Source organism: Rubrivivax sp. A210 (assembly GCF_904426505.1).
Classification (GTDB): Bacteria; Pseudomonadota; Gammaproteobacteria; order Burkholderiales; family Burkholderiaceae_C; genus Rubrivivax.
The window spans coordinates 773,197-786,749 of record NZ_CAJGBN010000001.1 but is presented as its reverse complement, the minus strand read 5'-3'; the positions used below and the strand labels follow the sequence as shown (position 1 = coordinate 786,749).

The 13,553-nt window shown below is 69.4% G+C and carries 9 protein-coding genes; all 9 read right to left on the bottom strand.

The annotated features are described in order from the left end of the window. Nucleotides 1-63: 63 nt before the first annotated feature. The 9 genes from dnaK to JMV16_RS03325 all read right to left on the bottom strand — a co-directional run bounded on the left by dnaK (nucleotide 64) and on the right by JMV16_RS03325 (nucleotide 13,527). Nucleotides 64-2,052, bottom strand: a complete 1,989-nt coding sequence (gene dnaK / locus JMV16_RS03365; protein ID WP_255511408.1) for a molecular chaperone DnaK — start codon at nucleotides 2,050-2,052, stop codon at nucleotides 64-66. 39 nt (nucleotides 2,053-2,091) lie between these two features. Next, nucleotides 2,092-2,637 carry a nucleotide exchange factor GrpE gene (gene grpE / locus JMV16_RS03360; protein WP_201492717.1) on the bottom strand — a complete coding sequence of 182 codons (546 nt, stop codon included), beginning with the start codon at nucleotides 2,635-2,637 and terminating at the stop codon, nucleotides 2,092-2,094. A 98-nt stretch (nucleotides 2,638-2,735) separates the two neighbouring features. Then, nucleotides 2,736-3,176 carry an RNA-binding S4 domain-containing protein gene (locus JMV16_RS03355; protein WP_201492716.1) on the bottom strand — a complete coding sequence of 147 codons (441 nt, stop codon included), beginning with the start codon at nucleotides 3,174-3,176 and terminating at the stop codon, nucleotides 2,736-2,738. Nucleotides 3,177-3,192: 16 nt separating this feature from the next. Then, nucleotides 3,193-4,284, bottom strand: coding sequence for a ferrochelatase (gene hemH, locus JMV16_RS03350; protein ID WP_201492715.1), 1,092 nt, complete (start codon nucleotides 4,282-4,284; stop codon nucleotides 3,193-3,195). A gap of 53 nt (nucleotides 4,285-4,337) precedes the next feature. Continuing rightward, entirely contained in the window at nucleotides 4,338-5,294 is a 957-nt protein-coding gene (locus tag JMV16_RS03345) for an adenylate/guanylate cyclase domain-containing protein (RefSeq protein WP_201492714.1), read from the bottom strand. 82 nt (nucleotides 5,295-5,376) lie between these two features. Continuing rightward, nucleotides 5,377-5,760 carry a c-type cytochrome gene (locus JMV16_RS03340; protein ID WP_201492713.1) on the bottom strand — a complete coding sequence of 128 codons (384 nt, stop codon included), beginning with the start codon at nucleotides 5,758-5,760 and terminating at the stop codon, nucleotides 5,377-5,379. A gap of 221 nt (nucleotides 5,761-5,981) precedes the next feature. Next, on the bottom strand, nucleotides 5,982-8,357 hold the full coding sequence (rpoD, locus tag JMV16_RS03335; protein WP_201492712.1) for an RNA polymerase sigma factor RpoD: 2,376 nt from the start codon (nucleotides 8,355-8,357) through the stop codon (nucleotides 5,982-5,984). A gap of 332 nt (nucleotides 8,358-8,689) precedes the next feature. Continuing rightward, a complete protein-coding gene (gene dnaG / locus JMV16_RS03330) occupies nucleotides 8,690-10,501 on the bottom strand; it encodes a DNA primase (RefSeq protein ID WP_201492711.1) in 1,812 nt (603 codons plus the stop codon). 14 nt (nucleotides 10,502-10,515) lie between these two features. Continuing rightward, nucleotides 10,516-13,527, bottom strand: a complete 3,012-nt coding sequence (locus JMV16_RS03325) for a GGDEF domain-containing phosphodiesterase (RefSeq protein ID WP_201492710.1) — start codon at nucleotides 13,525-13,527, stop codon at nucleotides 10,516-10,518. Nucleotides 13,528-13,553: the final 26 nt, after the last annotated feature.

Below are 13,553 nucleotides of genomic sequence, written 5' to 3'. Positions count from 1 at the left end.
TGAAACCGCCGCGTTCAGGGCCGCGGACTGCTCCGGGGCCTCGAACGCGGCGCGGCAGGGGCTTCAGCCCTTGCGCACTTCCTTGAAGTCGGCGTCCACCACGTTGTCGTCGGCGGGCTTGGACTTGGGCGCCTCGGCACCCGCCTGGGGCCCGGCGGCAGCGCCTTCGGCACCGGCTGCGGCCGCGGCGTCGGCGTACATCTTTTCGCCCAGCTTCTGGCTTGCGGTCATCAGCTTCTCGGTGCTGGCCTCGATGGTGGCCTTGTCGTCGCCCTTGAGCGCGGCCTCCACGTCCTTGATGGCGGCCTCGATCTTCTCTTTCTCGGGCGCATCCAGCTTGTCGCCGTGCTCGGCCAGGCTCTTCTTCACCGAGTGCATCATGCCGTCGGCGGCATTGCGCGCCTGCACCAGTTCGACCTTCTTGGCGTCCTCGGCCGCATTGGCCTCGGCGTCCTTGACCATCTTCTCGATCTCGGCCTCGGACAGGCCCGAGTTGGCCTTGATGGTGATCTTGTTCTCCTTGCCCGTGCCCTTGTCCTTGGCGCTGACGTGGAGGATGCCGTTGGCGTCGATGTCGAAGGTGACCTCGATCTGCGGCAGGCCGCGCGGCGCCGGCGGGATGCCTTCGAGGTTGAACTCGCCCAGGCTCTTGTTGCCCACCGCCAGATCGCGCTCGCCCTGGTAGACCTTGATCGTCACCGCCGGCTGGTTGTCGTCGGCGGTGCTGAAGGTCTGGGCAAACTTGGTCGGGATGGTCGTGTTCTTCTTGATCATCTTGGTCATCACGCCGCCGAGCGTTTCGATGCCCAGGGACAGCGGCGTCACGTCGAGCAGCAGCACGTCCTTGCGGTCGCCGGCCAGCACCTGGCCCTGGATGGCGGCGCCCACGGCCACGGCCTCGTCGGGGTTGACGTCCTTGCGCGGCTCCTTGCCGAAGAACTCTTTCACCTTCTCCTGCACCTTGGGCATGCGGCTCATGCCGCCGACCAGGATGACGTCGTCGATCTCGGTGAGCTTGACGCCGGCATCCTTGACGGCGATGCGGCAGGGCTCGATCGTGCGCGCGATCAACTCGTCGACCAGGCTCTCGAGCTTGGCGCGGGTGAGCTTGATGTTGAGGTGCTTGGGCCCCGTGGCGTCGGCCGTGATGTAGGGCAGGTTGACGTCGGTCTGGGTGCTGTTACTGAGTTCGATCTTGGCCTTCTCGGCCGCTTCCTTCAGGCGCTGCAGCGCCAGCACGTCCTTGGTCAGGTCGACGCCTTGTTCCTTTTTGAACTCGGCCACGATGTAGTCGATGATGCGCTGGTCGAAGTCCTCGCCGCCGAGGAAGGTGTCGCCGTTGGTGGACAGCACCTCGAACTGCTTCTCGCCGTCGACATCGGCGATCTCGATGATGCTGATGTCGAAGGTGCCGCCGCCGAGGTCGAAGACGGCGATCTTGCGGTCGCCCTTGCCGTGCTTGTCGAGGCCGAAGGCCAGGGCCGCCGCGGTGGGCTCGTTGATGATGCGCTTGACCTCGAGGCCGGCGATGCGGCCGGCGTCCTTGGTGGCCTGGCGCTGGCTGTCGTTGAAGTAGGCCGGCACCGTGATGACGGCCTCGGTGACTTCCTCGCCCAGGTAGTCCTCGGCGGTCTTCTTCATCTTGCGCAGCACTTCGGCGCTGATCTGCGGCGGCGCGAACTTCTTGCCGCGCACCTCGACCCAGGCGTCGCCGTTGTCGGCCGCGGCGATCTTGTAGGGCATCAGGTCGATGTCCTTCTGCACTTCCTTCTCGGTGAACTTGCGGCCGATCAGGCGCTTGACCGCGTACAGCGTGTTGCGCGGGTTGGTGACGGCCTGGCGCTTGGCGCTGGCGCCCACCAGCACCTCGCCGTCCTCCTGGTAGGCAATGATGGAGGGCGTGGTGCGCGCACCTTCGCTGTTCTCGATCACCTTGGTGGTGTTGCCTTCCATGATGGCCACGCACGAATTCGTGGTGCCCAGGTCGATGCCGATGATCTTTGCCATGTCTTTTCTCCGAGGGAGTGGTTTCGCTGTCTTGGAGTTGTGGATAAGTGGCCGGCTTTCAAGGGCGCGGCGCTGTGGACGACGCTATTTGGGCGCGGCCACCGTGACGAGGGCCGGGCGCAGCACGCGCTCGGCGATGAGATAGCCCTTTTGCAGCACGGCGACCACGGTGTTGGCCTCCTGCTCAGCCGGCACGACGCTGATGGCCTGATGCTGGTGGGGGTCGAAGCGGGTGCCGGCGGGGGGCGCAATCTGCACCACGCGGTTGCGCTCGAGCGCCTGGCTGAGCTGGCGCAGCGTGGCGTGCGTGCCTTCGAGCAATTGCTCGGGCGTGGCATTCTGGATGGCGATGGCGGCCTCCAGGCTGTCCTTCACCGGCAGCAGGCTTTCTGCAAAGGCCTCAATGGCGAACTTGCGCGCCTTGGCCACTTCTTCGTCGGCGCGGCGGCGCGTGTTCTCGGCCTCGGCCTTGGCGCGCAGGAAGGCGTCGGAGGCTTCGGCGTGCCGGGCCTGCAGTTCGGCCAGTTGCGCTTCGAGGGTGGGCGGGGTGGCCGCGGTGGCGGGGGCGTTGGCGGGGTCTGCGGGCGCGGCTTCCGGGGCCGCCGGGTTCTGGTCGGGGGTTTGTGTCATGGCTGCTTGTGGAAGGACTGGGGCGGACATGGGGATGGCGGCCCCGGCTTCAAGGGCCCGACGGTCACATTTGTCGAAACCGCGCGGTCAGCGGGGTTTCAGCGCTCGTCGATGCTGGCGCTCCAGCGCTGCCAGTCGGCCAACTGGCGCCGATCCCGCTTGGTCGGCCGCCCCTGCTCGATGCTGCTGGCCGGCTCCACGCCCTGGCGGCGCTGCTCGGCGGCCTTCTGCCGCACGGCGATGCTCTCCGCCGTCTCCTCGTAGAGCAACTGCGCCACCGGGGCCGGGCCGCGCAGTGCGCTCAGGCCGCGCACGTCCAGCGTGCGCAGCAGCGGGCCCTGGCGCAGCTCGATGCGGTCGCCCACGCGCACCTCGCGCGAGGCCTTGGCGGCTTGCCCGTTGACGCTGACGCGGCCGTGGGCGATCTCGTCGGCCGCCAGCGCCCTCGTCTTGTGGAAGCGGGCCGCCCACAGCCACTTGTCCAGGCGCAGGCCGGGTGTCGCGGCGGGCGCATTCGAGGCACCAGGCTTGGTCTTCATCTCGCCTGTCGGCCGTTCAGGCCTTGGCGCCCATCGCCAGGGCGCGTTCGCGGCTCTGGCGCAGCGTGGCGGGGTCGGGGCTGCTGCGCGTGTCCCAGCCCTGCAGATGGCGCTCGACCAGGGCAGCCAGTGCGGCGATCCAGGCCGCGTCGTCGTTGAGGCAGGGCACGTAGCGGAAGCTCTCGCCACCGGCGCCGAGAAAGGCGTCGCGCACCTCCTGGCCGATTTCTTCCAGCGTCTCCAGGCAGTCGGCAACGAAGCCGGGGCACATCACGTCGACCGACTTCACGCCCTGGGCGCCCAGCGCCTTCAGCGTCGGCTCGGTATAGGGCTCCAGCCACTTGGCCTTGCCGAAGCGGCTCTGGAAGGTGACTTGCACCTCGCCCGCCGCCAGGCCCAGCGCCTCGGCCAGCAGGCGTGCCGTCTTGTGGCACTGGCAGTGGTAGGGGTCGCCCAGGTGCAGGCTGCGCTCGGGCAGGCCGTGGAAGCTGAGCACCAGGCGCTCGGCGCGGCCGTGGGCCTGCCAGTGGGCGCGCAGGCGGGCGGCCAGGGCCTCGATATAGCCGGGGTCGTCGTGGTATTCGCCGACGAAGCGCAGCTCCGGCATGTAGCGCGCCTGCTGTGCCCACTGCATCACCTTGTCGGCCACGCTGGCGGTGGTGGCGGCTGCATATTGCGGGTACAGCGGCAACACCAGCACGCGCGTGGCGCCCTCGGCGCGCAGCGCGTCCAGCACCTCGGGCACGGCGGGCTGGCCGTAGCGCATGGCGTGGCGCACGAGAACCTGGCTGCCGTCGGCTGCCATCCGCGCGGCCAGGGCGGCGGTCTGGCGCTGGGTCCAGACGGCCAGCGGCGAGCCTTCCTTCATCCAGACGCTGGCGTACTTGGCCGCCGACTTCGCCGGCCGCGTGCGCAGGATGATGCCGTGCAGGATGGGCCACCAGACCAGGCGCGGGATTTCCACCACGCGCCGGTCGCTCAGGAACTCGGCCAGGTAGCGGCGCAGCGCCGGCGCGGTGGCAGCTTCCGGCGTGCCCAGGTTGACGAGCAGCACCGCGGTGCGCGCGCCCTGGCCATGGCGGTAGGGTGGTTCGGGGCGGAAGCTCATCCGCCCACCGCGCAGCGAGGCCGGGCGGGCCGGGAAACGGGGGTCTGCATCGCTCAGCGGAAATCGGTCGGCAGTTGCGGCTGGGTCTCGGCGAAGCGCAGCACGTCAAAGGAGACGCAGGCCGATCCCGGGTCGCTGGGCGTGCCGCCGAGGCCGACCATGCCGCTGCCGTGCAGCGTGCAGCTGCCGCGGCGCAGGCTCACGATCTCACCGTCGTTGAAGCGCACATAGGTGCCGTTGTAGCTGAGGTCGGTGAGCTGAAAGCTGCCGCTGTGCCAGTCGACCCGCGCATGCGAGCGGCTGACGCGCGAGTCGTCGACGCAGAAGGTGGCCTGCGGGCTGCGGCCCAGCACCACCGGCATCTGCTGGCTGGCGAAGACACGCTGCTGGCCGCCCCACATCAGGCGCAGGCCGTCGGGCTCCATCACCATGCCGACATCGCCGAACTGCGTCACCGCCAGATCGCCGGCGCCGCGGCGGCCGCCCATCACATGCACCTGCACCGGCTCGACGCGGCCGCGCAGCACCAGGCGGTCGAGGCTGCGAAAGCGCGAGCGAAGATCGAGCGTCAGGCCCTGCAGCACCTCGACCGTGACCAGGGTCTCGTTGTCGCCGGCGTGGTCGAGCAGGCGCGCCGCCACGTTGACGGCGTCGCCGAAGCAGTCGCCCGACATCTCGACCACCTCGCCGCGCGCCGCGCCCACCTGCAGGCGCAGCGCGCGCAGGCCGGTGGAGGCGCCGCGCTCGCTGCTGCGCGAGACGATGCTGTCAAGCACGTCGTGCAGGCCTATGGCCGCCTGCACGGCCGCTGTCGGCCCTTCGAAAACGGCCATCAGGCCGTCGCCCAGGGTCTTGACGACGTGGCCGCCCTGGGCCGCGACGGGCACGCCGAGCGCATTGATGCAGTGCGTGACGACCGAGGTCGCCTCGGCATTGCCCAGGGTCTCGAACAGCGCCGTGCTGCCGCGCAGATCGGCGAAGAGGACGGTGCGGTCTGAGATGCGGGTCATCGGGGGAAAGTGTAGCCGCGCCCAGCTGCGTCCAAAAAAGCGCCTACGACGGCGGGGTGGCTGGCACCCGCCGCCGCGGGGCTCACTGTGGCAGGGCCAGGATCCAGCTGACCAGCTTCTTGGCGTCGGCCTCCTTGATGGCCACGGCATTGGGCGGCATGGCCAGGCCGCTGACCTTGCCCTTCCAGTGGCTGTTGTAGGGGTTGGAGCCCTCCATCACCGTGTGGGTGAGGGCCTGCAGCGCCTTCTTGTCGCCCTTGTACTTGGCGGCGACGTCCTTCCAGGCCGGGCCCACCGGGGCCAGGCCATCGGGGCCGGATTTGCCCGGCTCGATGCTGTGGCAGGTGACGCAGCCGGCGGTGGCGGCCAGCTTCTTCATCTGCTCGTCCTTGCTGTCGGCGGCCGTGGCGGCCTGGCTGCACAGCAGCGCCAGCGCGGCAAGCGCCGCGGCGTGGTGGGTCTTCATGGGAGTCCTCGTGCGATGGATGCGCCGGCGGGCGGGCGCCCACTGGCGCAGCGAGGCTAGCGCACGAGACGATGCACCCGGCTTACAGCCGACAGGGATGCTCCGGCCAACCTGATTGCAGGTTGTCCAGGTAGGTGCGCAGCTTGTGCCTTCGGCGCAGGCTGCGTGGCGCTGGCTGCGCCATCGCCGCGCCTACGGCGCCACCTACCCGGCCAACCTGATTACAGGTTGTCCAGGTAGGTGCGCAGCTTGTCCGAGCGGCTCGGGTGCTTGAGCTTGCGGATGGCCTTGGCCTCGATCTGGCGGATGCGCTCGCGCGTCACGTCGAACTGCTTGCCCACTTCTTCCAGCGTGTGGTCGGTGCTCATCTCGATGCCGAAGCGCATGCGCAGCACCTTGGCCTCGCGCGGGGTCAGGCTGTCGAGGATGTCCTTCACCACGTCGCGCAGGCCGGCCTGCATGGCGGCGTCGACCGGGGCCACGTTGTTGGTGTCCTCGATGAAGTCGCCCAGGTGGCTGTCGTCGTCGTCGCCGATCGGCGTTTCCATGGAGATCGGCTCTTTGGCGATCTTCATGATCTTGCGGATCTTGTCCTCGGGAATCTCCATCTTCTCGGCCAGCGTCGGCGCGTCGGGCTCGTAGCCGAACTCCTGCAGATGCTGGCGCGAGATGCGGTTCATCTTGTTGATCGTCTCGATCATGTGTACCGGGATGCGGATGGTGCGCGCCTGGTCGGCGATGGACCGCGTGATGGCCTGGCGGATCCACCAGGTGGCGTAGGTGCTGAACTTGTAGCCGCGGCGGTATTCGAACTTGTCCACCGCCTTCATCAGGCCGATGTTGCCTTCCTGGATGAGGTCAAGGAACTGCAGGCCGCGGTTGGTGTATTTCTTCGCGATGGAAATCACCAGGCGCAGGTTGGCCTCGATCATCTCCTTCTTCGCGTCACGAGAGGCCTTCTCGCCCTCGTTCATCTTCTTGTTGATTTCCTTCAGGTCGTCCAGCGGCACGACGGCGCGGCTCTGCAGGTCGGCCAGCTTGGTCTGCAGCTCCTGCACCGCGGGCAGGTTGCGCTGCAGGATGGGGCTGTAGGGCTTGGCGAGGGCGATCTCCTTCTCGGCCCACTTCAGGTTCATCACATTGGGCGGGAAGGTCTTGATGAAGTGGTCCTGCGGCATGCCGCACTTGTCGACCACGATGCGGCGAATCTCGCGCTCGTAGCGGCGCACGTCGTCGACCTGGCTGCGCAGGATGTGGCAGAGCTTCTCGATCGTCTTGACCGTGAAGCGGATCGTCATCAGGTCTTCGCTGATCTGGTGCTGGGCCTTGTTGTAGGTCGGCGTCTTGTAGCCTTCCTTCTCGTAGGCCTTGCGCATGCGGTCGAAGTGCTGGCGCAGGGTGGCGAACTTCTCCAGCGCCTGCTTCTTCAGCTCTTCGAGCTTCTTGGTCAGCGCCTTGCTGCCGCCTGCGCCGTCGTCGTCGTCTTCCTCGTCGAACTCGTCGAAGTCTTCCTCGGCGACGTAGTCGTCAGCCTCGTCGCTGCTGATGAAGCCGTCCACCGCCTCGGAGATCTGCATCTCGCCGGCGGCGATCTTGTCGGCCATCGAGAGGATCTCGGCAATCGTCGTCGGGCTCGCGCTGATGGCCAGCATCATGGCCTGCAGGCCGCCTTCGATGCGCTTGGCGATCTCGATCTCGCCCTCGCGCGTGAGCAGTTCCACCGTGCCCATCTCGCGCATGTACATGCGCACCGGGTCGGTGGTGCGGCCGAACTCGCTGTCTACCGTGGACAGCGCGGCCTCGGCGGCCTCTTCGGCTTCTTCCTCGGTGGCGGTGCTGGTGCCGCCGCCGGCGATGAGCAGCGTGGCGGCGTCGGGCGCCTGTTCGTAGACCGCGATGCCCATGTCATTGAGCATGGACACGATGGCCTCGAGGATTTCCTCGTTGACCAGCTTCTCGGGCAGGTGATCGTTGATCTCCTGGTGCGTCAGGAAGCCCCGCGTCTTGCCCATCTTGATGAGCGTCTTGAGCTCCTGGCGGCGCTTGGTGGCTTCTTCTTCGGTGAGCGCGGTCTCGTCGAGGCCGAACTCGCGCATCAGCGCGCGCTCCTTGGCGCGGCTGACCTTCATGCGCAGCGGCTTGGCCTTGACTTCCTTGCCTTCGACGACCTCAACCCCGGCTTCCGCCTCGACCTCGACCTCGCCTTCGAGATCGGCCTCGATGTCGGCGAGGTCAACCTCCTCGGCCGGGGGCGCGCCCTTCTTGGCAGACTCGGTGGTCTTCTTGGCTGCGGCCTTGCCAGCCTTGGCGGCCTTGGCCGGCGTGGCAGCTTCTGCGGCCTTGGCCGGCGCCGCGGCCTTCGCCGTCTTGGCAGCCTTGGCCGGTTCTGCGCCTTCGGCCGCCTTGGGGGCAGTCTTTGCGGCGGTCTTGGCCGGTGCCTTGGCCGCGGGCTTGGTGTCCTTCTCGGCCGCTGCGGGCTTGGCCGCCTTGGCGGCCTTGGGCTCGACCGGCTGCTTGGTCTTGGCTTCCGAAGGCTTGGCGTCCGGTTGGGCGGTGGGCTCGGCGGCGGTCGGGGCGGCGGGCTTCTTGGCGGTCATGCGAGTCCTTGCAATAAGAGGGGCGAGTGTCGACATGCGCCGGAAACAACCCGACCAGCCCGGCTCTGCAAGGAGCCGGCCACAATGGCGGGAACTTTCAGCCATGACGCACGGCCCGGCGAGGGCGCTGCGCGATGGCTCGCACATGTCGAGCTGGCAAGTTCGCGTGAACTCATCCGATGGGCAGCCCTTGCGAGTCGATCTCGGGTTGGCTTGACCTGTAGAACCCTTGGCGAGGGTGGTCGGGGCCCGAATATCTCGAAGGACTTGCTGCTGTCACTCTTGCCGCTGCGATAAACCGCGGATTATACCGCGCACCACGGCTGCGGGGCCTATCGCGGCCGGTGCAGGCGGGTCGTCTTGATCGCCGCAATCTGTTCCATGATGGCCTTGTAGCGCTGCAGATCCTCGGCCGTGGGCGCGGCGGCGGCGATGGCGTCGGCCTCCTGCTTGAGCAGTTCGCGCCACAGTTCGGCGACGACTTGCTGCAGCCCGTCGAGCTTGTAGTCCTCGTCGCCCAGGCCGGCGCGCACCCAGGCCCGCGCGGGGTCGGCGAACGGTTCGTCCTCCAGGGCCGTGTTCAGCGTGGCCCAGGTCCGGGGGCCGTGGTCCTCGATGTCGCGCTCGAGCCAGCGCACGATGTCGCCGTGGACTCCGCCGAGCTCATGCAGCATCTGGCGGTCGTCGCCGTCGAGCTGATCCCACCAGTCCGCATGCTGCAGCAGCAGGCGCACCGCGATGTCGGCCGGCCCGGCCGGCGCCATGCGTAGCGATCCGCGCCGGATCAGCCGCAGCGGGCCTTGGCGCTCGGGGGGCTTGACCGGGGCCGGCTTTTCGCCCCACAGCGCCTGCAGGTCGCTCAGCTCCAGCTGGGCGCGGCGTGCCAGCTCGGGCAGCAGCTGGCGCTTGAGCGCGCCGTCGGGCAGGGCCTGCCACAGCGGCTTGGCTTGGGCCAGCATGCGTGCGCGGCCCTCGGCGGTGGCGAGGTCGGCGCCTTCGGCGGCCTGCTCGATGAGCTGCAGCGACAGAGGCACGGCCTCGGCCAGGGCCTGCTCGAAGGCGGCGGCGCCGAGTTCGCGCACATAGCTGTCGGGGTCGTGCTCGGGTGGCAGGAAGAGGAAGCGCACCGAGCGCAGATCGCTGGCGTGGGGCAGCGCCGCCTCGAGCGCGCGGCCGGCAGCGCGGCGGCCGGCAGCGTCGCCGTCGAAGCTGAAGACCACGGCGTCGGTGAAGCGGAAAAGCTTCTGCACATGGTCCGCCGTGCAGGCCGTGCCCAGCGTGGCCACCGCATTGGCAAAGCCGTTCTGCGCCAGCGCCACCACGTCCATATAGCCTTCAACGACGAGCACGCAGCCCTTCTCGCGCACTGCCTGGCGCGCCTCAAAAAGGCCGTAGAGCTCGCGCCCCTTGCTGAACAGCGGCGTCTCGGGCGAGTTGATGTACTTGGGCTTGCCGTCGTCGAGCACCCGCCCGCCGAAGCCGATGACCTCGCCGCCGACGCCGCGGATGGGAAAGATGATGCGGTCGCGGAACCAGTCCCAGCGGCTGCGGTCCTTGGCCGGCGCCTCGCCATCGTCCTCGCGGGCGCGCACCAGGCCGGCCTCTTCGAGCAGCGGGTCGTCATAGTTTGCGAAGACGCCAGCCAGCGTGTGCCAGCCCGGTGGCGCATAGCCGAGGCCGAAGCGCGCCGCGATGGCGCCGGTGAGGCCGCGCCGCTTGAGGTAGTCCACCGCGCCGGCGGCACCGCGCAACTGGCCGCGGTAGAAGACGGCGGCGCGCTCGAGCAGCTCGCCCATGGTGTGGCGGCGCTGGCGCAACGTGTCGCGGCGCTCGCGCTCGGCCGGGCTCACCTCTTCCTCGGGCACCTGCATGCCCGCGCCCTGGGCGAGGTCGCGCACCGCCTCGACGAAGCTCAGGCCCAGGTGCTCGGTGAGGAAGCGGATGGCGTCGCCGCCGGCGCCGCAGCCGAAGCAGTAATAGAACTGCTTGGCCGGATTGACCGAAAAGCTGGGCGATTTCTCGGCATGGAAGGGGCACAACCCCATCAGGTTGGCGCCGCCGCGCTTCAGTTCGACATGGCGGCCGACGACGTCGACGACGTCGACGCGCGACAGCAGTTCTTGTACGAAGCCCGGTGGAATCACCGGCGAAGTCTAGGCTAGGCCCTGGCCGCCGCTCCGGGCTCGGCGCCGGCGGCCGGCGCCAGCGTGAAGACGCCGCGGTAGTCGTGTACCCAGCCGGCCACCAGGGCCGAGGGCATGGGCGCGGCAATGCCCGTGCCCTGGCCGATCTGGCAGCCCAGGTCGAGCAGGGTGCGCGCCTGCGCCGGCGATTCGACGCCCTCGGCCACCACGGTGCAGCCGAAGGTGCGTGCCAGGCCGATCACGCCCTCGACGATGGCGCGGTCTTGCGCGTCGTCGAGCATGTGATGGACGAAGCTGCGGTCGATCTTGAGCACGTCCACCGGCAGCCGCTTGAGGTAGGTGAGGGTGGAGTAGCCGGTGCCGAAATCGTCGAGCGCGAAGCGCACGCCTATGCTCTGGCAGCGCGCCACCAGGGCCGAGGTGGCGTCGATGTCCTCGTGGGCCGCCGTTTCCAGCATTTCCAGCTCGAGGTGTTCGGCCAGCGGGTCTTCGTGGCGGGCCAGCAACTCGGACAGGCGCAGCGCGAAATCGGGCTCCTGCAGGTGGCGGGCCGAGATGTTGACGCTGACCGAGATATCGAGGCCGTTGCGCCGCCATTGCGAGAGGTGTTCGAGCGCCTGCGCCAGCACCCAGTCGCCGATGCGCGACGACAGGCCGGTGTGCTCAATCAGGGGCAGGAACTGCATCGGCGCGACCAGGCCGTGCTGCGGGTGGTCCCAGCGCAGCAGGGCCTCGAAGCCGAGCACGAGCCCGCTCTTCATGTCGACCTTGGGCTGGTAGAAGAGCACGAACTCCTGCTTGTCCAGCGCCTCCTGCACGCGGCCTATGGCCATCACGCGTTCTTCGTTGCGGCGGCGGTGCTCGGGGTCGAAGAAGTGACAGCAGTTGCGGCCGGCCTGCTTGGCACCGTACATCGCGTGGTCGGCGTGGCGCAGCAGGGTGTCGGCGTCGCTGCGGTCCAGCGGGTAGATGGTGGCGCCCATGCTCGCCGTGACCTGCACCGGGTCGTGCTCGGGGTCGACGACATAGGGCTGGCAGACCACGCGCAGCACGCGGTCGACGGCCAGGCGCGCTTCTTCGAGCGTGCCGGCGCGCAGCAGCAGCACGAACTCGTCGCCACCCAGGCGGGCCGCGGTGTCGGCCCAGCTGTCGCGGCTGCGCAGTGCGCTGCGCATGCGGCCGGCCAGCTCGGCCAGCAGGCGGTCGCCGGCGGCGTGGCCGAAGCGGTCGTTGACGGGCTTGAAGCGGTCGAGGTCAAGGTAGCAGACGACGAGCAGGTAGCCGTCGCGGTCGGCGGCGCGCATGGCGTCGTCGAGCAGCTGGGACAACCGGGCGCGATTGGGCAGGCGGGTGAGTTCGTCGAAATGGGCCTGGCGCTCGAGCTGTTCGCGCTGCTGCTGCTGCTGGGTGATGTCGGAAATCACCAGGACGTGGTAGCGCAGGTCGAGCTGGGGCCCGAGCACGGTGGAAATGGTGGCCTGCAGGGTGCAGAACTCGCCGCTGCGGCGGCGTTCCAGCAGTTCGCCGCGCCAGCTGCCGTTGTCGCGCAGGCCGGCCCACATCGCGGCGCGCTGCTGGCGCGCCACCGGGTCGGCCGGCGCCGGGCGCAGCAGCGAGGGCACGCTGCCCAGCAGCTCTTCGCGCGGCACGCCCAGGATCTGGGTGTAGGCCGGGTTGGCGTCCAGCGCGCGCAGGTCGGCGTCGGTGATCAGGAGGCCTTCATGCAGATGCTGGAACAGGCTCACCGACATCAGCTGGCGCTCTTGCGCGACATGTCGCTCGTGGGCGTCGGCCAGGGTGGCAAGCAGGCGCACCGGCTCGCCGCTGCCGTCGCGCTCGATCACCATCAGCGTGGCCTCGAGCCAGCGCCAGCCGCTGGCGTCGGCCATGCGCAACTCGAACTGGCCGCGGCCGGCGGCGCCGCTGGCGAGCGAGGCAATGGCCTCGGCCAGGCGCGGCCGGTCGTCGGCGTGTACCTGCTGCTGCCACAGCTGCGGCGTCCATTGGCGGTCGCCATGGCCGGTGAGGGTGCGCCAGGCGCCCGAGGCGAAGTTCTCGTTGCGCTGCAGATGCCAGTCGGCGACGCCCAGGCGCGAGCCGTCGAGCGCCCATTCCCAGCGCTGGCTGCGCCCGCGCCAGTCGACACGGGCGGCGTGGCACAGGAGCAGCACGGCCAGCGCCGAGCCTATCCAGGCCGCCAGCGCCGCCTGCACGCTGCCGTCGGTGGACCACAGCGACAGGCCGGTGCGGGCCTGTCCGGCGCCCATCAGGCCGGCCAGGATGAGGCCGGCGGCGGCGATGACCAGCTGCCCCCGCAGCGCCAGCGCCGCCAGCACCACATGGGGCGCGAAGAGCGCGAGCGCGGCCACTGGCGAGCGGGCCATGGGCGCCAGCGCCAGCAACGCCAGCATCGCCAGCACGGACAACACACCAAGCGCGGCGGCGCGGCGTGGCGCACCAGGCTGCAGATGCTGCAGCGCGCTGCGGTCGGCGGCCAACGTGGCGAGTGCCACGCCGACCATGCCGACACCGAGAATGAAAAAGCCCGTGACGACGCTCACCAGCGGCGAGCGGCCGGTGGCTGCGGTGGCCCAGGAGGCGGCCAGCAGGGCCGAGGGCAGGGCGCCGGCCAGCGGCACGACGGTGGCCACCAGCAGCAGATCGATGGGGCGTTCGAGGTGGGCGTCGAAGCCGAACTGCTGCAGCAGCAGGTTCACCAGCAGTGGAGCGCCGCCCACGATGACGGCAGCCAGCCCCGCGGCGCCCCAGGGCGCGCCGGTGCCCAGCAGGGCCAGAGCAACGCCGGCGGCGGCGGCCGGCAGCATCCAGCGGCCCCAGCGCCAGCCAGCACCTATGGCCAGGCCGGCGGGCAGCGCGATGGCGTTCCAGGGGCTCATGGCCAGGCCGAGTTGCCCGGCGTAGGAAAGCACAAGGGCCGCGAGGCCGACCAGGGCGGCCCGCATCGTCAGGCGGCTGGCGTGGTTCAGCTGCTCGATGCGGCTGCGCCCTGGGGCCGGGGTTTCCATCGTGCCTGCTCCGGGCTTGGACTGCG

Excerpts from the sequence above, each read along its gene's own strand:
- JMV16_RS03355 (WP_201492716.1), bottom strand. The coding sequence starts at position 3,176 with ATGAAGACCAAGCCTGGTGCCTCGAATGCGCCCGCCGCGACACCCGGC.
- hemH (WP_201492715.1), bottom strand. The coding sequence starts at position 4,284 with ATGAGCTTCCGCCCCGAACCACCCTACCGCCATGGCCAGGGCGCGCGC.
- JMV16_RS03340 (WP_201492713.1), bottom strand. The coding sequence starts at position 5,760 with ATGAAGACCCACCACGCCGCGGCGCTTGCCGCGCTGGCGCTGCTGTGC.
- grpE (WP_201492717.1), bottom strand. The coding sequence starts at position 2,637 with ATGACACAAACCCCCGACCAGAACCCGGCGGCCCCGGAAGCCGCGCCC.
- JMV16_RS03325 (WP_201492710.1), bottom strand. The coding sequence starts at position 13,527 with ATGGAAACCCCGGCCCCAGGGCGCAGCCGCATCGAGCAGCTGAACCAC.
- rpoD (WP_201492712.1), bottom strand. The coding sequence starts at position 8,357 with ATGACCGCCAAGAAGCCCGCCGCCCCGACCGCCGCCGAGCCCACCGCC.
- JMV16_RS03345 (WP_201492714.1), bottom strand. The coding sequence starts at position 5,294 with ATGACCCGCATCTCAGACCGCACCGTCCTCTTCGCCGATCTGCGCGGC.